Below are 17,568 nucleotides of genomic sequence, written 5' to 3' on the forward strand. Positions count from 1 at the left end.
GTCCTTTTTCTAACAATTTATATTTTCGACTGACTCTATTATACCACGGATTGTGTCATAGAACAAGTGTTCTTTTCATTTTTTCGCAATTCATCTCCCATCTGCAGAGGAAGGAGAATTCTTGCTATATTTATGTTAAAATGGTGCTAGAATTACGATTACGTTATATGGGATTTTTTCAAGTATGGAAATAGCGTTGAAAATATAGACAATGAATGATATAATTTTTATATATAATAATAGGAGGTGCGTATTATGTTTGCTATACAGGAAGCTATCAGACCATCAGCAGATTTAAGGAATCATTATAATGAAATTTCAAAGCAGTGCCGTGAGGGAAAAGAAGCAGTTATCATTACTGTAAATGGAAGAGGCGATACAGTGTCCTTGTCTTATGAAGAATACAAGAATATGAAATCAAGAATAGAATTACTTGAAATCCTTGCTGAAGCAGAAGATGACGTAAAGAATGGTCGTGTTGAGCCAATCAGCGAAACTTTTAATGATTTACGTGCTATGCTGCAGGAGGGCTAAGCTTGAAATACAATATTGTTCGTACTGATACTGCAGATGCTGGTCTGCGAAAGATTATATTATATATTGCACAGAATTTCGGCAATGATGTGGCATTGAAAAAGCTAGACGAAATAGAAGATCGAATACAACAACTAGGGGATAATCCAGATCTTGGAATTAATCCGAGATACCTGGTATTAAAACGTCAGGGTTATAAGGTTTTGGTTCTTGAAAAAGACCTTGTATTTTATAAAGTTAATGAAGCCCGAAAAGAAGTCACTATATACGCTGTCGTAGATCAGCGGCAGGATTATTTGAACATTATTCGAGGTTTGTAAGGCAAACATCGAAATATAACTGACTAAGCAATTTAATTAAGGCTTGCCTTTATCCAGAAGAGTAGGCGGTAGGAATATAAAAAGAGTAAAATAACTTATAGAAAATTAAAAAAACGGAAAATTTATTATTGAATTCGTTTTAACTGTTGGCATTTTTTTGTATTTTCAGAAGGGAAAGCAAACATGGAGAATGAATTAATTTTGTTTGAAACTGCCGATAAAGAAATAAAGTTAACTGTGCCTATAAAAAATAATACTGTATGGCTTAATAGAAAACAGTTAGCCGAATTGTTTGGAAGAGATGTAAAGACAATTGGGAAACATATTAATAATGCATTAAAAGAAGAGTTGGATAATTCAGTTGTCGCAAATTTTGCGACAACTGCTTCAGATGGAAAAGTGTATCAAGTTGAACATTATAATTTAGATATGATTATTTCTATAGGCTATAGAGTGAAATCTAATCGAGGAGTAGAATTTAGAAAATGGGCTAATAGTGTTCTAAAACAGTATATCATACAGGGGTATGCAATCAATGAAAAAAGATTAGAAGCTTTACAACGAACAATAAATATCCAAACAAAAATGCTTGCATGTACTTTGGAAGTAGATGAAGCAGAGGTGTTGAAAGCTGTTAGCTTATATACAAATGCTTTGATGCTGTTAGATCAGTATGATCATCAATCACTTAAAAAGCCTACTGGAAGCAAGGCTATCTATAGAATTACATATGAAGATTGCCGAAATATGGTGAATGCAATGGAAGATTCATTTCACTCGGATGTCTTTGGGATTGAGAAAGAAAAGGGAAAAGTTGAAGGTATTCTTGCAGCAGTTTATCAAAATGTTTTTGGAGGAGATGTTTATCCTTCCTTAGAAGAGAAAGCAGCCAATCTTTTGTATTTTATGATAAAAGATCATCCTTATGCTGATGGATGCAAGAGAATTGCTGCATCGTTATTTTTGGAATTTTTGGCTCGAAATAATATACTTTACAAAGCTGATCAAAAAAGAGTAAGTGATGGTGCATTAGTAGCAATAACATTAATGATTGCAGAGTCAGATCCAAAGGAGAAAGATATTATGGTTAATTTGGTGATGAATTTGTTAATAATGTAAATTTGATTTCGAATCGGAATTGACCGAACTCTTTGAGCGAGGGATACTTCTTGTCCGAAGGGCAAGAAGGTGGAGTTGAAAAAGATTATATCAATCGGAAGTTAAGGAGGGCATTTATATGAAATTAGCAGATTTAGCTACGGGTCCAGACTGGATAATATGGATTGTCTTTGTGGTATTTGCTGTACTTTCTATAATTTTACTTTCTGGGCACGGAAGTTGGTTTATTTCTGGATACAATATGGCTTCAAAAGAAGAAAAGGAAAAGTATGATGAAAAGAAGTTATGCAGAACAACGGGAATTGGAATGTCTATTATAGCAATTCTTATATTAATTAAGGGCACTGAAAAAGTCTGATTCTAAAAAAGAATTGGGCTTTTTTAGAATCAGACTTTTTCAGTGCCCTTTAAATCTGTAGCTTCTGGGACTTTTCACAATACGAAAAAAGCACCTCATCTGAGGTGCTTTACTTAGCAGGGCTACAAGGATTCGAACCTTGAAATGACGGAGTCAGAGTCCGTTGCCTTACCGTTTGGCGATAGCCCTAAATTCTCTTTCGCAATACGCTTCTCGCTTGCGACAAGTGGTATTATATAATACTCCTCACAGAAATGCAAGCCCTTTTTTTATATTTTTTTATTTTTTTTAATATTTTTCAAATACCTTTTTTTAATATTTTTACATCAAACCTTTATCTTTTATCCGAATGTGATATAATGTGAGCACTTAGTATATCAGCTGGGAGATGACTCCCACCTCTATAGGTGGTGAGAAACAAGCTAGTATCAGTGGTGGGAGTCAATCCCCCAGCTGATATAGCCTCCGGCAGGATTGCAGAGGTGCGCAGTAGAAGTATGTCATGCAATTGCATGACGCGCACCTCGCAGCAAGAATGCCGAGGCATTCTTGTTACGTAACTGTTCAGTATTCTCACAGTTATGATGAGACTTCCTACTGAAAAGTTACAGGCTTATATTACCATAGCGATACGGAAATTTATAATGAACGAGGAGAAAACACATGAGAGCAAATAATCTGACTCTGCTAACGGATCTTTATGAACTTACCATGATGCAGGGTTATTTTAAAAATCCGAAGGATCAGACCGTAGTTTTTGACATGTTTTACAGAGACAATCCCTGTGGCGGCGCATTCGCTATCTGTGCCGGTCTGGAGCAGATGATCGAATACATCGAAAATCTTCACTTTACAAAAGAGGATATTGATTATCTTCGCAACCTTCACCTTTTTGAAGAGGATTTTCTTGAATATCTGAGTAATTTTCATTTTACAGGTGATATCTATGCCATCCCCGAGGGAACTGTGATCTTCCCCAGAGAACCTATGGTAAAAGTTATTGCGCCTATTATGGAAGCCCAGCTTGTGGAAACAGCGATTCTGAACATCATCAACCACCAGAGTCTGATCGCAACAAAAGCAGCCCGTGTATGCTATGCAGCCAAAGGCGATGGCATTATGGAATTTGGTCTTCGTCGTGCCCAGGGACCGGATGCTGGTATCTTTGGTGCCCGTGCTGCTGTGATCGGAGGCTGTATCGGTACTTCCTGTGTTCTTACAGGACAGATGTTTGATGTACCTGTGCTTGGCACCCATGCCCATTCCTGGATCATGAGCTTTCCAGATGAATATACTGCATTTAAGACCTATGCAAAGCTTTATCCCAATGCCTGCATCCTTCTGGTGGACACCTATGATGTGCTGAAGTCCGGTGTTCCCAATGCCATCCGTGTATTTGAAGAGATGCGTGAAGAAGGCATTCCGCTTACCAGATACGGTATCCGTATTGACAGCGGAGATCTGGCTTATCTGTCCAAAGAAGCATACAAGATGCTTGCTGCTGCCGGCTTTGACGATGCCACCATCTCTGCTTCCAGCGACCTGGACGAATACCTGATCGAAAGCCTGAAAGCCCAGGATGCAAAGATCAATTCCTGGGGCGTTGGCACACGACTGATCACTGCTAATGACAATCCTGCCTTTGGAGGCGTATATAAGTTATCTGCTGTCAGGGATCCGGAGACACAGGAATTTATTCCCAAGATCAAATTGTCTGAGAATACAGCAAAAGTGACAAACCCAGGCAACAAAACCGTTTATCGTATCTACAGCAAATCCACAGGCAAGATCAAAGCAGACCTGATCTGTCTGGCAGACGAGAAGCTGGATGAAAATGATACCATGATCATTTTCGATCCGGTAGATACCTGGAAAAAGACAAAAGTGCTTGGCGGTACCTACCAGCTTCGTGAGCTTCTGGTTCCTGTGATCCGCGAGGGACGCCGCGTGTACACTTCTCCATCTGTGATGGAACTGCGGGATATCTGTCTGAAAGAACAGGAAACCTTATGGGATGAATCCAGACGTTTTGTAAATCCTCAGAAGGTTTATGTAGACCTTTCTCCAAAGCTGTATACCATGAAGAAAGAATTGATCGAAGAAATGAGCCAGAAGGATCTGGATTTTTAAAAAACAGGAATACCCCCTTCCCTTTTTGCATAAACATAAAAGGGAAAGGGGGCTTTTTATTATGCGTTATGATTCTTACACCCGTCTGATCAATGGAAAACATCCTCTTCCCGAGGGGTACGTCCCCAAGCAGCTTACAGATATCGGACTGCCCTTTCAGGCATCCTCCCAGGATTCCAGACGTCTTCTTGAGATCCGTACTGCCCAGGCTGCACTTCGCCTGTTTCAAAGTGCCCAAAGAGATGGACTGAACCTTTATGGTATTTCCGGATACCGCTCCTACCAGTGCCAGAAACAGCTGTATGGACAGAATCCTTATGTTGCTGCCCCTGGTACAAGCGAACATCAAAGTGGCCTTGCCCTGGATGTTTCCTGCGCAGAAGCAGGCTTTGCTCTCACTGAGGAATTTGCCTTTACCAGCGAAGGATCATGGCTATCCAGAAATGCTTCTCTTTTTGGGTTCATCATCCGCTATCCCAAAGGAAAAGAAAACATTACTGGTTTTCCCTGGGAGCCTTGGCACATCCGCTACGTTACCCGGGCACTTTCCAATTACCTGGCCCTTACCGGTCAAACGCTTGAAGAATACTATGCCCTTCGTCCTTTCTGATCCTACTGCTCCATCTGCCTTCCCAGAAAACCGGCAGCGGTCTGAACCAGAAGCTTTTCACTGTTTCCTATGGTTTCCCTGTCATTTTTCCCGATCAGGATCACACTTCCTATGGCATCTCCGGAGCTTATAATCGGCTGTATGATCTGCGCCAGGGAGTTTTTCACCTGTTCTGTAGTAATGGCCACTTTCTTTCTGTCCTGTGCTCCGGACAGTTTCATTTCCCGTGCAAAGATCACTTCTTCCAATTCACTGCTGATCTCTTTTCCTACATACTCTTTGCTTCCCTGGCCTGCTGCCGCTATCACCTGGTCGTGATCTGTAATACAGGAAACCATTCCCGTTGTCTGCGACAGTACTTCTGCATATTCTTTTGCAAAGGTACTCAGCTCCCCTATTGGTGAATATTTTTTCAGGATAATTTCACCTTCCCTGTCTGTATAAATTTCCAAAGGCGTACCTTCTTTGATCCGTAATGTCCGCCTGATCTCCTTTGGGATCACAACCCTGCCCAGATCATCGATCCTGCGGACAATTCCTGTAGCTTTCATATAAAAAATCCCTCCTGCTTCTTACATACTTTCCATAATTTGTGCTGTATGGATAGTATGCGAAAAACAAGAGGAATTATGCGTCAAAATCACAGCTTGCCAAAATCATAACCTAAAAATCACAATTTACGAAAGTCTTATCAAATCACAGCAAATCACAGCCTGCAAAAGTCTTTGCACTTTACTTCTTTTTGCATTAAAATAAAAAGGAACAACAAAGCATATAGATTTATGCCTCACATCTCTAGTATCGAACTTAAGGAGCATTATAAATATGAATACAAATTTATCATTTGCATGCGACTATATGGAGGGTTGCCATCCGGCGATCCTTGAAAAGCTTACAGAAACAAATCTGATCAAAACTCCAGGATACGGACTGGACGATTATACACGTTCTGCCTGTGAAAAGATCAAATCAGCCTGCCGGAAACCGGAGGCACAGGTTTTCCTTCTTACCGGCGGCACACAAACAAATGCCACCGTGATCTCTGCAATTCTTAAAAGCTATCAGGGCGTAGTTTCTGCCAGCACAGGACATATTGCCACACATGAAGCCGGAGCAGTAGAAGCCTGCGGTCACAAGGTTCTTACTCTTCCTTCCCATAACGGGAAGATTGATGCAGCAGAATTATCCCGGTTTCTCGCGGATTATGATCAGGATGCGAACCATGACCATATAGTTATGCCTGGAATGGTTTATATCTCCCATCCCACAGAATATGGCACATTATATTCCCACTCAGAACTTGAAGAGATCAGCCGGATCTGCCGCCAGCACCAGATTCCTTTATACCTGGACGGAGCCAGGCTGGCTTATGCACTAGCCTGCCCCCAAAACGACCTGTCATTGCAAGACCTTGCAGCCCTTTGTGATGTATTTTATATTGGCGGCACCAAATGCGGTGCTTTATTCGGTGAGGCAGTCGTGATCACTGTTCCCGGACTGATTCCTCATTTCTTTACCATTATCAAACAGCATGGTGCCCAGCTGGCCAAAGGCAGGCTGTTAGGTATTCAGTTTGATACTTTGTTTACCAGCCATCTTTACGAGCATATCGGGAAGTCTGCTATTTCGGCAGCCGATCAGATCCGGGACATGTTGAAGAGCAATGGATTTCAGCTTTGTTATGATTCTCCTACCAATCAGATTTTCTGCATTATAGATAATTCTGTAATGGATCGTCTCCTGTCCCAGGTTGAATGCAGTTTCTGGGAAAAATATGATGATTCCCATACCGTGATCCGTTTCGTAACAAGCTGGGCAACCACTCAGGAGGATGTTCAGAGACTGGGAACTGTTTTGTCTTTTTGTTCTTCCTGATCGTGGAATTTTTTTCTCTGACTGGACAGGTTAAAATACTCACTGGAAATAAACCCATGGGCAACCAATGCCTGAAATACCCGTTCCTGCTCATGGGTCATATCCATCCCCACAGTGGAATTATAGTCTGTGATCACACATCCTGTCTTCTCGATCAGCCAAAACAGCGGTGAATCATCCTGTGGCACCATTTTGAATATCTCATCCGAAGTGTAGGGCAGTAATCCCATCAAAGCCTCCATATGTCCGCCGTCCTGGATCAGCCGGTAATCTCCATCCGGCATAATGATCCCGTCACTAAAATTACTGTCCTGCTTCATCTTGTTCAGAAGCTCTTCTGTTACCTTCATCTATCTTCCCCATTACACATTTTATTTATTAGCTTTTATTTTTTTGCTTTTATTTTTTAACTTTTATTTTTTAACTTTTATTTATTAGCCTTTATTTATATTGTCTTTGATATCGTCTTTTCATCCTTTTGTTTTACTTCTGTATCCAGAAAATGCATCTTCAGGATCCCGTGATAAAATCTTCCATACAGAACCAGTGACATAAGCATAATTCCAGCACAGGAAACGATCAGAAACCAGGCCAGCCCGTCTGGGATCTCCTGCCAGAAAAACAAAACAGTCATCACCAGATACAAAACTACTGTACTAAGCTTCCCGTACCATTTTGCACTGTTGATCTGATCTCTCACCTTCAGAGTCTGATATCCCCAGTAAAGCATGATTCCTTCCTTTACAGCAAATAAAAGGATCATCACCCAAAGTCTTTGATATCTGGAGGAAAGGCAGAAAATCATAGACACCTGTGTCAGCTTGTCGGCTACAGGATCCAGCACCTTACCTACATCAGAAACCATGTGAAATCTGCGGGCCACCTTTCCGTCCAACACATCGGTCAGTGCAGACAGTGCCACCACAGCAATAGCCTGTTTATAATCTCCTCTTCTGTACAACCATATAATAGCCGGTATCAATAGGATCCTGAACAAACTCATCAGATTGGGAATGGTCAATATGTTGTCTTTTTTCAATCTTTCTCCCATAGCTTCTCCTTTTTCATGTATACTCCTTTTCCATCCGTTACCATATTGTTTCATTCTAACATGAAAAAAAGTTTCGTCAACCTGATAAAAAATAAAAAAAGACTGATAAAATATAAAAAAAGACTTGCTTTTTATAATATTCATGTTATAGTATTCACATACTTATTATGTAGTTTCAAATACTACATGTTACTGTTTTTGATGCCGTATTATTTTTAAGATCATAGGATTCCTGTAATCATTCAAAGGAGGTTTTCACATGAAATTCAAATTAAAAGATCCTGGCAGCGCCATTACTCATGGTATCGCATTTCTGCTTGCAGCGGCGGGCGCAGCACCACTGCTGATCCGTGCAGCTGGCTGTACAGATCACCTGCACCTGGCTGCCCTTAGCATATTTATCCTTACAATGATGCTTCTATATGCAGCCAGTACTATTTACCACTCCGTAGATTCTACCGAAAAAGTCAACCGCAGGCTGCGCAAGATGGATCATATGATGATCTTTGTAATGATCGCCGGCAGCTACACACCTGTATGTCTGATCGTCCTTCATAATCACATCGGCTATATTCTGTGTGCAATGGTCTGGACAGTTGCCATTCTTGGGATCCTTTTCAAAGGCTTTTGGGTAACTTGTCCCAAATGGCTTTCGTCCCTGCTCTATATCGGCATGGGATGGCTGTGTGTACTGGCATTTATGCCGATTTTCACAGCACTTCCAAGAGCAGCCTTTGGCTGGCTTCTTGCAGGAGGGCTGATCTACACAGTAGGCGGTGTGATCTACGCCTTAAAGCTTCCGCTATTTAATTCCAGACACAAGAACTTTGGTTCCCATGAGATCTTCCATGTATTTATCATGCTAGGCAGTGCATGCCACTTCATCCTTATGTATTCCTTCGTTGCCCGCATGCCATTATAAGTTAAAAATCAAGCAGCTCCAGTTTCTGTTTTCTGGTCAGCTGCTTGATTGCATATTCTCTTTGCATTGCTTCCTGTTTCGTCTCATACCCCTCGTAATAAACTAGCGTCACCGGACGCTTTGTGCGGGTGTATTTTGCCCCATCCTGGCCTTTATTATGTGCCTGCAGCCGTTTCCTCAGACAATTTGTCCAACCAGTATACAGGCTTCCGTCTGCACATTTCACCATATAAGTATAATTCATTTATAATCCCTGGCTTTCTATGTAAAGGAATGCCTTGGCATTCCCTTTTTGTAACTGTAAGGATACTGAACTGTTACCCCTTTTCTATATAAAAGCAGCCGGTAAGAAGCGTATCTTATCAGGATTTCCGTAATATCTCTGTTGGCAGGGAAACCGGCCACATATTTTCCTACCTTCTTTATTATACGTGCTCTCTTACTTTTTGTGAATCCCTATGGCAGATATACGATCGGGTCAATTGGCTTTCCGTCTTTCTTCATTGCAAAGTACAGATTACTTCCCTCTTTACTGTAATATTTTGTAGGTGTACCTATATATCCGATGGTTGTACCCTTTTTCACTGTATCGCCCTGTTCTACCTGCAGATCTGTCAGCTGACCGTATATCGCCTGATATCCGTTTCCAAGTTCCATAGTAACCGTGGTTCCTGTCTGTGCGTCCTGTGCAATGGTCAGTACCTTTCCATTAACTGCAGACTGGACCGGGGCGCCCTGCACTGCCTGGACAGCAATGCCGGAACTTAATCTGTACTGATCCAACGTAGGAAAATACGTAGTATTGTCCATGCTGTAATCAATCAGGATATTTCCATTTACTGGCCACTCCATTAATGTATCTTCTGAAAAAAGGATCTCCGGTGCCATGTTTAGTCCTGCAATTCCACCGGCGCCTGTTTTTGCAGCTGCTTCTACAGACGAAGCAGTTTTGATAGCTTCTGTCTGTGTCTCTTCTTGTATCAGATTTTCTCCTGCTGTGATGCTGCCACTGCCTGTTTCCGCCTGCACCAGACGGGTATCTGCCTGTGCACTGGCTTCCTCTTTTATCTCATCTTCCTTGGTATCACTTTTCTGAACACTTTCCATTGGCAGTATCTCCTGAATGATCTCCCCATTTTGGGATGTTCCAAGCTGATATGCACTGATTCCAAGTGCTGCCAGCACAGCCAGCGCCCCAACATTGAAAATAACCTTCATTGTTCTGTTTTTCTTCATATTCTGTTCACCTCTATCATCATAATCCAGAGCCTGTTCGCCGCTCCACCTGTAATTATAGGGTGTCCAGAAATTTTGCCGGCTATACACCAGCTTTTGGAATCTGTACAATATTTTTTATTTCCATTTCAGGAAAATAAGTCTGAAGAATGTATTCCCAGTCATATCCTGCTTTTGCCAGACAATTTCCCCCATATTGTGAGTACCCAAGTCCATGACCTTTTCCCTTGCACAAAAACCGATACCTGCTGCCTATTTTCTGTACTTTAAAATCCGCTGAAGCCAGCCCAAGTCCTGTACGAAAGGCTTCTCCCTCAACAGGCTTTCCATCTGCCATCATCCAGCTTACATATCCTTTAGAGTCCCTTTCCCGGATTTCCAGTACCTTGGGCATCTGTGATGCAGGAATATAAAATGAAGATAAATACTCCTCCGCTTTTTTATCTTCACTGCTGTCCACAGTTTTCAGATAACTGTACTCCTGACTATGAAAAACCTCCTGACCATCTCTGGTGCTTCCGCTGCTGATCCGGTGATAGGGAACCAGCTTCAATTCCTCATTCCATGTCAGCACCATATTTTCCGTTTCATGTACTGCTTCCTCATAACATTCTTCTTTTTTCCGAAAAAAAAGCTCCGGAAATTTTCCAGCTGACATTCCATACTCCTGCCTCTTTATCACAATATCACGCAGACTTCTGCCCTCATACATTTCATCATAAAAATTGGTTCTTGTAACCACTGCCTGGGCTTTTACTGCTTCCGTCTCATATCCTGCAGGTATCTGTCCTTCCAGCATGCAGGCGATCCATTCTTCAGGATCAAAAGTATGTACTGTAAGTGCCTGTTCGGCTCCATTTACTATTATAACCATAAGATACGGGAGCACCAGAAGTACCGGCAGGCTACACAGAATATTTCTGATCTTTTCCTTCATAAGCTATTTCCCGGTTGTCTTTTTTTCAGTATATGTTTTTTTCACATAAAATTATGTTATATCTGAGGATTTTGCCATATTCATGGCAAAGCACTTGGCATGATACATTGCCTATGAGCAGTAACCAAATTATACTATGGCCGTAATAGTGAGAAGGATTGAATATTGTATCCCTGTCAAAATTACGGTATACTAAATAAATCGTAACTGCATAGTCACTGATCAGTTACCGCAAATCACACATTTGGAGGTTACATAGCCATGACAGCTTTTTTACTGGCGCCATTTTATATTCTTGTGAATGTTTATGTGGTTCGTTGGATGATCCGCTGGATGGGTGCCTGCAGCCATATTTTCCAGTCTGCAGTTTTCCGTGCTGTATTTATCATTTTTTATATTCTGATAGCCTCTTCACTGCTTACAGGCTTCCTGATCAACAAGCCGGAATTTCTTCACCGCATCCTGAAAAACACTGGCAACTATTTTCTCGGCACATTTCTCTACATTATTTTGGTAATTGTAGTAGTCGACCTTGTACGCCTGATCCTTAAGTATGTATTTCATGCCCGATTTCTGGAATTTCGCAGCACCTTCGTGATCACAGGCTTTGTCTGTATGGCACTGATTATTCTCATCAGCGTTTACGGTATTCTGCATGTAGGTACCATCAAAGTAACGCCTTATGAAGTGACTGTCAACAAAAAGGTAAAGGACATGGATTCCCTTAAGATCGTCCTTCTTGCAGATACCCATTTCGGTTACAGCATTAACTGCCGACATGCACAGAAAATGGTAGAAAAGATCAATGCCCAGGATCCGGATATTGTCTGTATTGCAGGGGATATTTTTGATAATGATTACGATGCCATCAGCGATCCTGAAGGAGTGTGTAACGCACTGAAATCCATTAAATCCAGATATGGGGTATATGCCTGCTGGGGCAACCATGACCTGGATGAACCCATTCTTGCCGGATTTACTTTTGGCGGAAAGAAAAAAGATCAGGCTGATCCACGTATGGAGCAGCTGCTTAGAGATGCCAATATCCATCTTCTTACAGACGAAGCAGAATTGATCGATGATAAATTTTATGTTGTAGGACGAAATGATTCTTCCCGCACCCACAAGCTTGGCGGACAACGGCTTTCCCCGGCTCAGCTGACCAAAGACCTTGATCTTGATAAACCGGTTATTTTCATTGACCATCAGCCAAAACAACTGCAGGAAACTGCAGATGCCGGAGCAGACTTGGATCTTTGCGGTCATACCCATGACGGCCAGATCTTCCCTGGAAACCTGTTTATCCATCTGTTCTGGGAAAATTCATTTGGTTATCTGAAAAAAGACAAGATGCACAATATTGTTACTTCAGGCGTAGGTGTATGGGGACCGGATATGCGAGTAGGCACCAACTGTGAGATCTGCCCCATCACTGTACACTTTCATTAATGGGACAGCATTTTATCTCCCGTTATAAGGAAAAGGGACTGTTATTTACTGTTATTTACGGATCTTTGTAACAGTAGTAACTCCCTTTCCACTGTTAGGATATCTGGATGAATATCCCTGGTCTGTCAGGAATACGCAAATCAGGCTTACGCATAACACCACAAGCAGTTTGTGATTCATTCGCTGTACCAGATTGTCCAGAAGAGGGGCCAGCACATAAATAATCACCAGGCCTCCTACACCAAAGACCAGCAGGCCTTCTGCGCAGATCCTGCCATTCAGGTTAAGAAAATAGCCAGAATAATCCCACCATCTTTTTCCGTTTATAAGTTCCAGTACATAGGAAGTAAGATATTCTATCCCACCACAAACCACCATGGTCATTACAAATTCTATTGCAGGGTTATTGCGGAACCGATACAGCAATAACAAGATCAGTACGCTCCCGCTTCCATATATCGGCAGCCATGGACCATGCAGAACTCCACGGTTTACTATGGTTCCGTTTGTGATCAGGTGAAGACTGACCTCCCAGATCCAGCCTCCAAAGGACATGATAAAAAAGACCATGATCACTGACCATACAGAATAACAGCGCATATAATTGATTTGGGAAAGCCATTGCCTGGTATTCTTATTTTTTACCGAAAGAGGGCCCAGTCGGGCAGGATAAATCTTTCCTTCATATGCCTCACGTAATTCTGTCCCTTGCAGCATTTCTGCCTGCTTCTTTTCAAATTCACGTTCTTTTTTATCTCCAAAGAATACGATGCCCAGATTCTTGATCATGAATCTGTGGATTCCTCTCATAGGTGCCAGAATGTCTTCTTCGCTTTCCCGCTTCTTGAGCACATCTCCATATGCCATCAAAAGCATTTCCTGTGAAGGTGTTTCAAAAAGATACCTGTCATTTAAAAGCTGGCTGCCTGGAATTTTCTTTTCTTTTCCTATCCTCCGCAACATGGCATAATATTCACACATGGTAGTTTCTTTGTAAGGTCTTGTAATAAGTATATTCACGATCCAGCCGGTAAAAGCTCCCAGAATTTCCCATCCCCAAAAAGAAAGATCCAGTATAAACAATTCCCATTTATGCCCATTCATCATCTTTCTGGAAAGCGTGATCGTTTCATTTGCTCCAATCTCCGGATTCTCAGCCACGATATAAGGAACCATAAAATACGAATAGTGTTTGATCAATCCCCCCACGATTGTAAACCACCATAACAATTTATATGCCCGCATCACACACATGGTCAAACATGCCTGAACCCATTTCCGTACCTTCAGAAGATAAAATACCCTCTGTGTATGGATTTTTTCATAACGCATGCCTTCCATAAACATGCGCACCATGACAACCTTATATACATTGATAAACAAAAACCAAACCAGGAAAACGATCACCAGACTGACCAGGATTAATATGATCACTGCAGCACTATCTGAACCAACAATAGAAGAAATACCCACAGCAATCGACACGATAAATGCTCCGGATGTGATCTTGTTTACAATCTTTGAAAGCATTCCACGGCTATGCCCCAGCACGGCTTTCTTGTTATCCTTTGAGGAGTTTACCTGCTTCTGTATCCGCTCATCTGCCAGACGTCTTCCTTCTTCTCTGTTTCCATCAAATAAATTCTTCAAAATAGCTATAAACTGACTGCCCATTCCAGGATCTTCCTCATAAATCTCCTCACTTACCGGATCTTTTCCTTTGAATGGCAGGTTCAACCTGGCTGTTACTTCTGTCCTGGCAATACTGTAATCCACAAGCCTTCCGCCGGAAATGATCATAAGTACCAGACACAGTACCACCCAGATCCCATAATGCTCTTTGACTGAAATTCTTGCTTTTCTTTTTATCATTTTTCTGTAATTCATATTTTTTTCTCCTTCGTATAATATGATTATATAGAAATTGCAGATAAAACACAATATACGTCACAGGATTGTAAGTATATTGAAAGCATATCTTAAGAAAGAGAATATGTTACCAGGATGGCATTGGGGGACATTGTAAATTCCAGAGACATTCATTGCTTTTTTTAAGTAAAATGAGTATAATGCATAAAAAGAGTTGTCTGTCAGTTTTATGATGGCAATAATGAATTCTGATATCAGGAGGTTGTCTATGGCCAAAGAACAACTTGCAGTAGCGGAACTGATCATGAATCTGATCCTTGGAAAAACAGAAAATGTAAGCCGTGTGGATTTTTTTCCGCAAAAGAAAAAATTCCCGGAGGATTTACCCTATGAACAGCCTTTTCCAAGAGCAACCCCGGAAAGTCAGGGTGTATCTTCCCGCCTGCTCAGTGCTATGATCCGTGAGCTTTACAGCTCCAAATATACAGATATGCATCATCTGATGGTGCTGCGACATGGAAAAGTGATCTGTGAATGTAATTTTGCCCCTTATCCTGCCGGCATGTGGCACATTACCCATTCCATGTGTAAAAGCATTACCTCTATGGCTATTGGCCTGCTTGTAAACGAGGGAAAACTAACCCTGGACGAAAATATATATAAGATTTTTGAGGATCAGCTGAATCCTTTTACCAAGGTGCTTCGTCCCGTCATAACAGTGGATAATCTTCTTACCATGACCAGTGGCGTAACCTTTAACGAATCCGGCATTGTTTCCGGTAATGACTGGCTTGGAAGCTATCTAAGTTCCCAGGTTTCGGGCCGTCCTGGCACCACGTTCCAGTATAACAGCCTGAATACTTATGTATTATCCGCCATTGTGACCAAACGTACCGGCGAAACTCTAACGGATTATCTGAAGCCACGGCTTTTTGAGCCTCTGGGGATCACACGATATCTATGGGAGACTTGTCCCAAAGGGATCACCAAAGGAGGGTGGGGACTTTTCCTATGTATGGAGGACATGGCAAAGCTTGGCCAGCTTTACCTGCAAAAAGGCATGTGGAATGATCAGCAGATCATTCCTGCAGCATGGGTAGAAACTTCCACACAGAAGCATACAGACAGCATTCCAGGTACATTTGGATACGGCTATCAGATCTGGATGGAGCAGCGGCCCGAAAGCTTTGAATTTAATGGAATGCTTGGTCAAAATGTGGTTGTATATCCGGATATGGACATGGTACTTGTAACCAATGCAGGGAACAACGAGTTGTTCCAGAATTGTGTTATGCTGAATATCATCCGCAAATATTTTTCTGTAGAATATATGCCAAAGGAACAGTTGCCAGAGGATCCAAGTGCTTATGGTATTCTACAGAAACTGATCGGTTCTATCCAAACCGGTGGTAAAGCTCCTGCCATTCATGGCGGCTGGCCAAAATCAGCCAGAATATCTGCCCGATATCCAGGAAAACCTTGTACTACAAACTGCCAGCCGGATCCGTATCCTATGTTCAAACAGCTTAATGGAAGAACTTATCAGCTTTCTCCACAATCTGTTGGCCTTTTTCCACTGTTTATACAAGTTTTCCACAATAATATGACGGAGGGGCTGAGGGAAATCTCTTTCTCCTATGAAAAAGGCATATTTTACGTACTGTTTCTGGAGGGTGATACCATTCACCAAATTCCGGTAGGTTTTTCAACTGCCAGACAGACCTGGCTCACGATCCATGAAGAGCCTTACCTGATCGCCACATCCGGTGAATTTACCTCTGACGAAAATGGTACCCCTGTACTTAAGCTTACCCTTACCTTTCTGGAGGAGTGTGTCAGTCGAAAGATCCATATCTTTTTCCAGGACAGACAGATCCAGATCCGCTTCCTGGAAACACCTGGCAAGGGAATGATCATGGAGGGGCTGGAATCTGTAACAGAGGAACTGGCTAACAAACTGATTTTTGCCACTTTCCGGGATAATGGTGGCATGACAGTAGTACACAGGCTCATGGAAGGTACCATCGAACCAGTGGTACAGGGTACTCTATGCCCCCAGAAGATTATAAGCAGTCAGGAGCAACCGTTATGATCTCCAGGAAATTGCGTCTGGTAATCACCTTTTCTTCTACAACGGATGCACTACTTCTGGAACAGTCCTGTAAGGAAAATCAGATCTCCGGTGGTCTGATCCCGGTCCCCAGAATGATTTCTGCCAGCTGCGGACTGGCCTGGAGTACAAATGTTAAGAATGAAAAGGACATACAGGCGCTGCTTAACCATATCCAGGTTCAGCCGGAAGGTATCTATCAATGTATGATTTAAATTCAAGCATCAGTTATCAAGGTCAAAAACCGCATACATTTGATCATATGCGGATGATTTATAACATAAAGGAGTAAAAAAATGGAAAAAATTACTTTTGATGCAAGAGGTATGGCATGCCCTCTTCCAGTTGTAAATGCCAAAAAGAAATCTGAGGAAATGCAGCAAGGTGGTTCTCTAACCATTCTTGTAGATAATGAGATCGCTGTACAGAATCTGCTTAAATTTGCTGCCAGTCGTGGATTTGAAGCCGTTTCCAGCAAAGAAAACGAAACAAATTATTCTGTGACTATGGAAGTGACATCTTGTTCTCCAAGTTCCTCAGAAGCTGCTGTTTGCAGCCCAGATGCCCGTAGACAGGGAACTGTGGTAGTTCTTTCTGGCAACACTATGGGTACTGGTGATGAAAAGCTTGGAAAGGCCTTAATGAAAGCTTTTATTTTTGCCCTTACAAAACAGGACATACTTCCGGAAACCATTTTATGTTACAATTCCGGGGCATATCTTACCTGTACCGGATCTGATTCCCTGGAAGATCTGAACACTTTAGAGGCACAGGGTGTAAAGATTATGACCTGCGGCACCTGTCTTGATTTCTATAATTTGAAGGAACAGCTGCAGATCGGTACTGTTACTAACATGTACGAAATTGTTGAAACAATGGAAAAAGCCGGTTCGATCATCCGCCCGTAAATATGGAAAATAAAAATAATCCGTAAGTCCTTTGTTTATAAGGATTTACGGATTTTCTTTTTCATGAGACATCGGGGATTCGAACCCCGGACAACTTGATTAAAAGTCAAGTGCTCTACCAACTGAGCTAATATCCCATA

General features: G+C 41.8%; 18 protein-coding genes, 2 tRNA genes and 1 pseudogene. 12 read left to right on the plus strand and 9 right to left on the minus strand.

The window, feature by feature from the left end; genetic code table 11:
* The first annotated feature begins 255 nt into the window (after positions 1–255).
* The 4 genes and pseudogenes from AB5916_RS16715 to AB5916_RS16730 form a co-directional block, all read left to right on the plus strand.
* Complete coding sequence (locus AB5916_RS16715) at positions 256–534, plus strand: type II toxin-antitoxin system Phd/YefM family antitoxin (protein ID WP_173729152.1); 279 nt, start codon at positions 256–258, stop codon at positions 532–534.
* Positions 535–536: 2 nt separating this feature from the next.
* The gene (locus tag AB5916_RS16720) at positions 537–854 is read left to right on the plus strand and encodes a type II toxin-antitoxin system RelE/ParE family toxin (RefSeq protein ID WP_368191967.1); all 318 of its coding nucleotides are present in this window, start codon (positions 537–539) and stop codon (positions 852–854) included.
* Positions 855–1,037: 183 nt separating this feature from the next.
* A complete protein-coding gene (gene rhuM, locus AB5916_RS16725; protein ID WP_118254254.1) occupies positions 1,038–1,973 on the plus strand; it encodes a RhuM family protein in 936 nt (311 codons plus the stop codon).
* A 118-nt stretch (positions 1,974–2,091) separates the two neighbouring features.
* Positions 2,092–2,310 (plus strand): annotated as a pseudogene (locus AB5916_RS16730) (DUF3784 domain-containing protein); the annotation flags it as partial.
* A 138-nt stretch (positions 2,311–2,448) separates the two neighbouring features.
* Here AB5916_RS16730 and AB5916_RS16735 read toward each other — a convergent pair.
* Positions 2,449–2,520, minus strand: a tRNA-Gln gene (locus AB5916_RS16735).
* A 474-nt stretch (positions 2,521–2,994) separates the two neighbouring features.
* On the opposite strand from AB5916_RS16735, the gene AB5916_RS16740 reads away from it, so the two are divergent.
* Positions 2,995–4,461, plus strand: a complete 1,467-nt coding sequence (locus AB5916_RS16740) for a nicotinate phosphoribosyltransferase (RefSeq protein WP_368191970.1) — start codon at positions 2,995–2,997, stop codon at positions 4,459–4,461.
* Positions 4,462–4,522: 61 nt separating this feature from the next.
* Entirely contained in the window at positions 4,523–5,071 is a 549-nt protein-coding gene (locus AB5916_RS16745) for a D-alanyl-D-alanine carboxypeptidase family protein (protein WP_158421496.1), read from the plus strand.
* Positions 5,072–5,073: 2 nt separating this feature from the next.
* Here AB5916_RS16745 and spoVT read toward each other — a convergent pair whose 3' ends face one another.
* Entirely contained in the window at positions 5,074–5,622 is a 549-nt protein-coding gene (spoVT, locus tag AB5916_RS16750) for a stage V sporulation protein T (protein ID WP_158421497.1), read from the minus strand.
* A gap of 274 nt (positions 5,623–5,896) precedes the next feature.
* On the opposite strand from spoVT, the gene AB5916_RS16755 reads away from it, so the two are divergent.
* Complete coding sequence (locus AB5916_RS16755; protein WP_368191972.1) at positions 5,897–6,946, plus strand: low specificity L-threonine aldolase; 1,050 nt, start codon at positions 5,897–5,899, stop codon at positions 6,944–6,946.
* On the opposite strand, the gene AB5916_RS16760 is transcribed toward AB5916_RS16755, so the two are convergent.
* Positions 6,907–7,296, minus strand: a complete 390-nt coding sequence (locus tag AB5916_RS16760; protein ID WP_368191974.1) for a hypothetical protein — start codon at positions 7,294–7,296, stop codon at positions 6,907–6,909. The genes AB5916_RS16755 and AB5916_RS16760 overlap by 40 nt on opposite strands.
* Positions 7,297–7,391: 95 nt before the next feature.
* The gene (locus tag AB5916_RS16765) at positions 7,392–7,997 is read right to left on the minus strand and encodes a CDP-alcohol phosphatidyltransferase family protein (RefSeq protein ID WP_262582758.1); all 606 of its coding nucleotides are present in this window, start codon (positions 7,995–7,997) and stop codon (positions 7,392–7,394) included.
* A gap of 259 nt (positions 7,998–8,256) precedes the next feature.
* Here AB5916_RS16765 and AB5916_RS16770 point away from each other — a divergent pair, with 259 nt between their 5' ends.
* On the plus strand, positions 8,257–8,919 hold the full coding sequence (locus tag AB5916_RS16770; RefSeq protein ID WP_173729146.1) for a hemolysin III family protein: 663 nt from the start codon (positions 8,257–8,259) through the stop codon (positions 8,917–8,919).
* Position 8,920: 1 nt separating this feature from the next.
* Here the strand turns inward: AB5916_RS16770 and AB5916_RS16775 are convergent, their stop codons facing one another.
* The 3 genes from AB5916_RS16775 to AB5916_RS16785 all read right to left on the minus strand — a co-directional run bounded on the left by AB5916_RS16775 (position 8,921) and on the right by AB5916_RS16785 (position 11,092).
* On the minus strand, positions 8,921–9,163 hold the full coding sequence (locus tag AB5916_RS16775) for a GIY-YIG nuclease family protein (protein WP_158421502.1): 243 nt from the start codon (positions 9,161–9,163) through the stop codon (positions 8,921–8,923).
* A 212-nt stretch (positions 9,164–9,375) separates the two neighbouring features.
* Positions 9,376–10,155, minus strand: coding sequence for a peptidoglycan DD-metalloendopeptidase family protein (locus AB5916_RS16780; protein WP_368191977.1), 780 nt, complete (start codon positions 10,153–10,155; stop codon positions 9,376–9,378).
* Between the two features lie 82 nt (positions 10,156–10,237).
* Positions 10,238–11,092, minus strand: coding sequence for a SpoIID/LytB domain-containing protein (locus AB5916_RS16785; RefSeq protein WP_368191979.1), 855 nt, complete (start codon positions 11,090–11,092; stop codon positions 10,238–10,240).
* A 261-nt stretch (positions 11,093–11,353) separates the two neighbouring features.
* Between AB5916_RS16785 and AB5916_RS16790 the strand changes: the two genes are divergently transcribed.
* Positions 11,354–12,541, plus strand: coding sequence for a metallophosphoesterase (locus tag AB5916_RS16790; protein WP_368191981.1), 1,188 nt, complete (start codon positions 11,354–11,356; stop codon positions 12,539–12,541).
* 51 nt (positions 12,542–12,592) lie between these two features.
* Here AB5916_RS16790 and AB5916_RS16795 read toward each other — a convergent pair whose 3' ends face one another.
* Positions 12,593–14,428 carry a DUF975 family protein gene (locus tag AB5916_RS16795; RefSeq protein WP_368191983.1) on the minus strand — a complete coding sequence of 612 codons (1,836 nt, stop codon included), beginning with the start codon at positions 14,426–14,428 and terminating at the stop codon, positions 12,593–12,595.
* 250 nt (positions 14,429–14,678) lie between these two features.
* Between AB5916_RS16795 and AB5916_RS16800 the strand changes: the two genes are divergently transcribed.
* From AB5916_RS16800 to yedF, 3 genes are all read left to right on the plus strand, one after another.
* Positions 14,679–16,502: a serine hydrolase domain-containing protein gene (locus AB5916_RS16800; protein ID WP_368191985.1), complete on the plus strand. Its 1,824-nt coding sequence runs from the start codon at positions 14,679–14,681 to the stop codon at positions 16,500–16,502.
* Positions 16,499–16,735 carry a DUF3343 domain-containing protein gene (locus tag AB5916_RS16805; RefSeq protein WP_368191987.1) on the plus strand — a complete coding sequence of 79 codons (237 nt, stop codon included), beginning with the start codon at positions 16,499–16,501 and terminating at the stop codon, positions 16,733–16,735. Before AB5916_RS16800 ends, AB5916_RS16805 begins: the two co-directional genes overlap by 4 nt.
* An 81-nt stretch (positions 16,736–16,816) precedes the next feature.
* A complete protein-coding gene (gene yedF, locus AB5916_RS16810) occupies positions 16,817–17,428 on the plus strand; it encodes a sulfurtransferase-like selenium metabolism protein YedF (RefSeq protein WP_368191989.1) in 612 nt (203 codons plus the stop codon).
* Positions 17,429–17,492: 64 nt separating this feature from the next.
* On the opposite strand, the gene AB5916_RS16815 is transcribed toward yedF, so the two are convergent.
* Positions 17,493–17,565 (minus strand) — tRNA-Lys (locus AB5916_RS16815).
* Positions 17,566–17,568 lie beyond the last annotated feature (3 nt).

It is taken from the genome of Blautia sp. 1033sp1_1033st1_G9_1033SCRN_220408, from assembly GCF_040929965.1.
GTDB classification, from domain to species: domain Bacteria; phylum Bacillota; class Clostridia; order Lachnospirales; family Lachnospiraceae; genus Blautia_A; species Blautia_A ammoniilytica.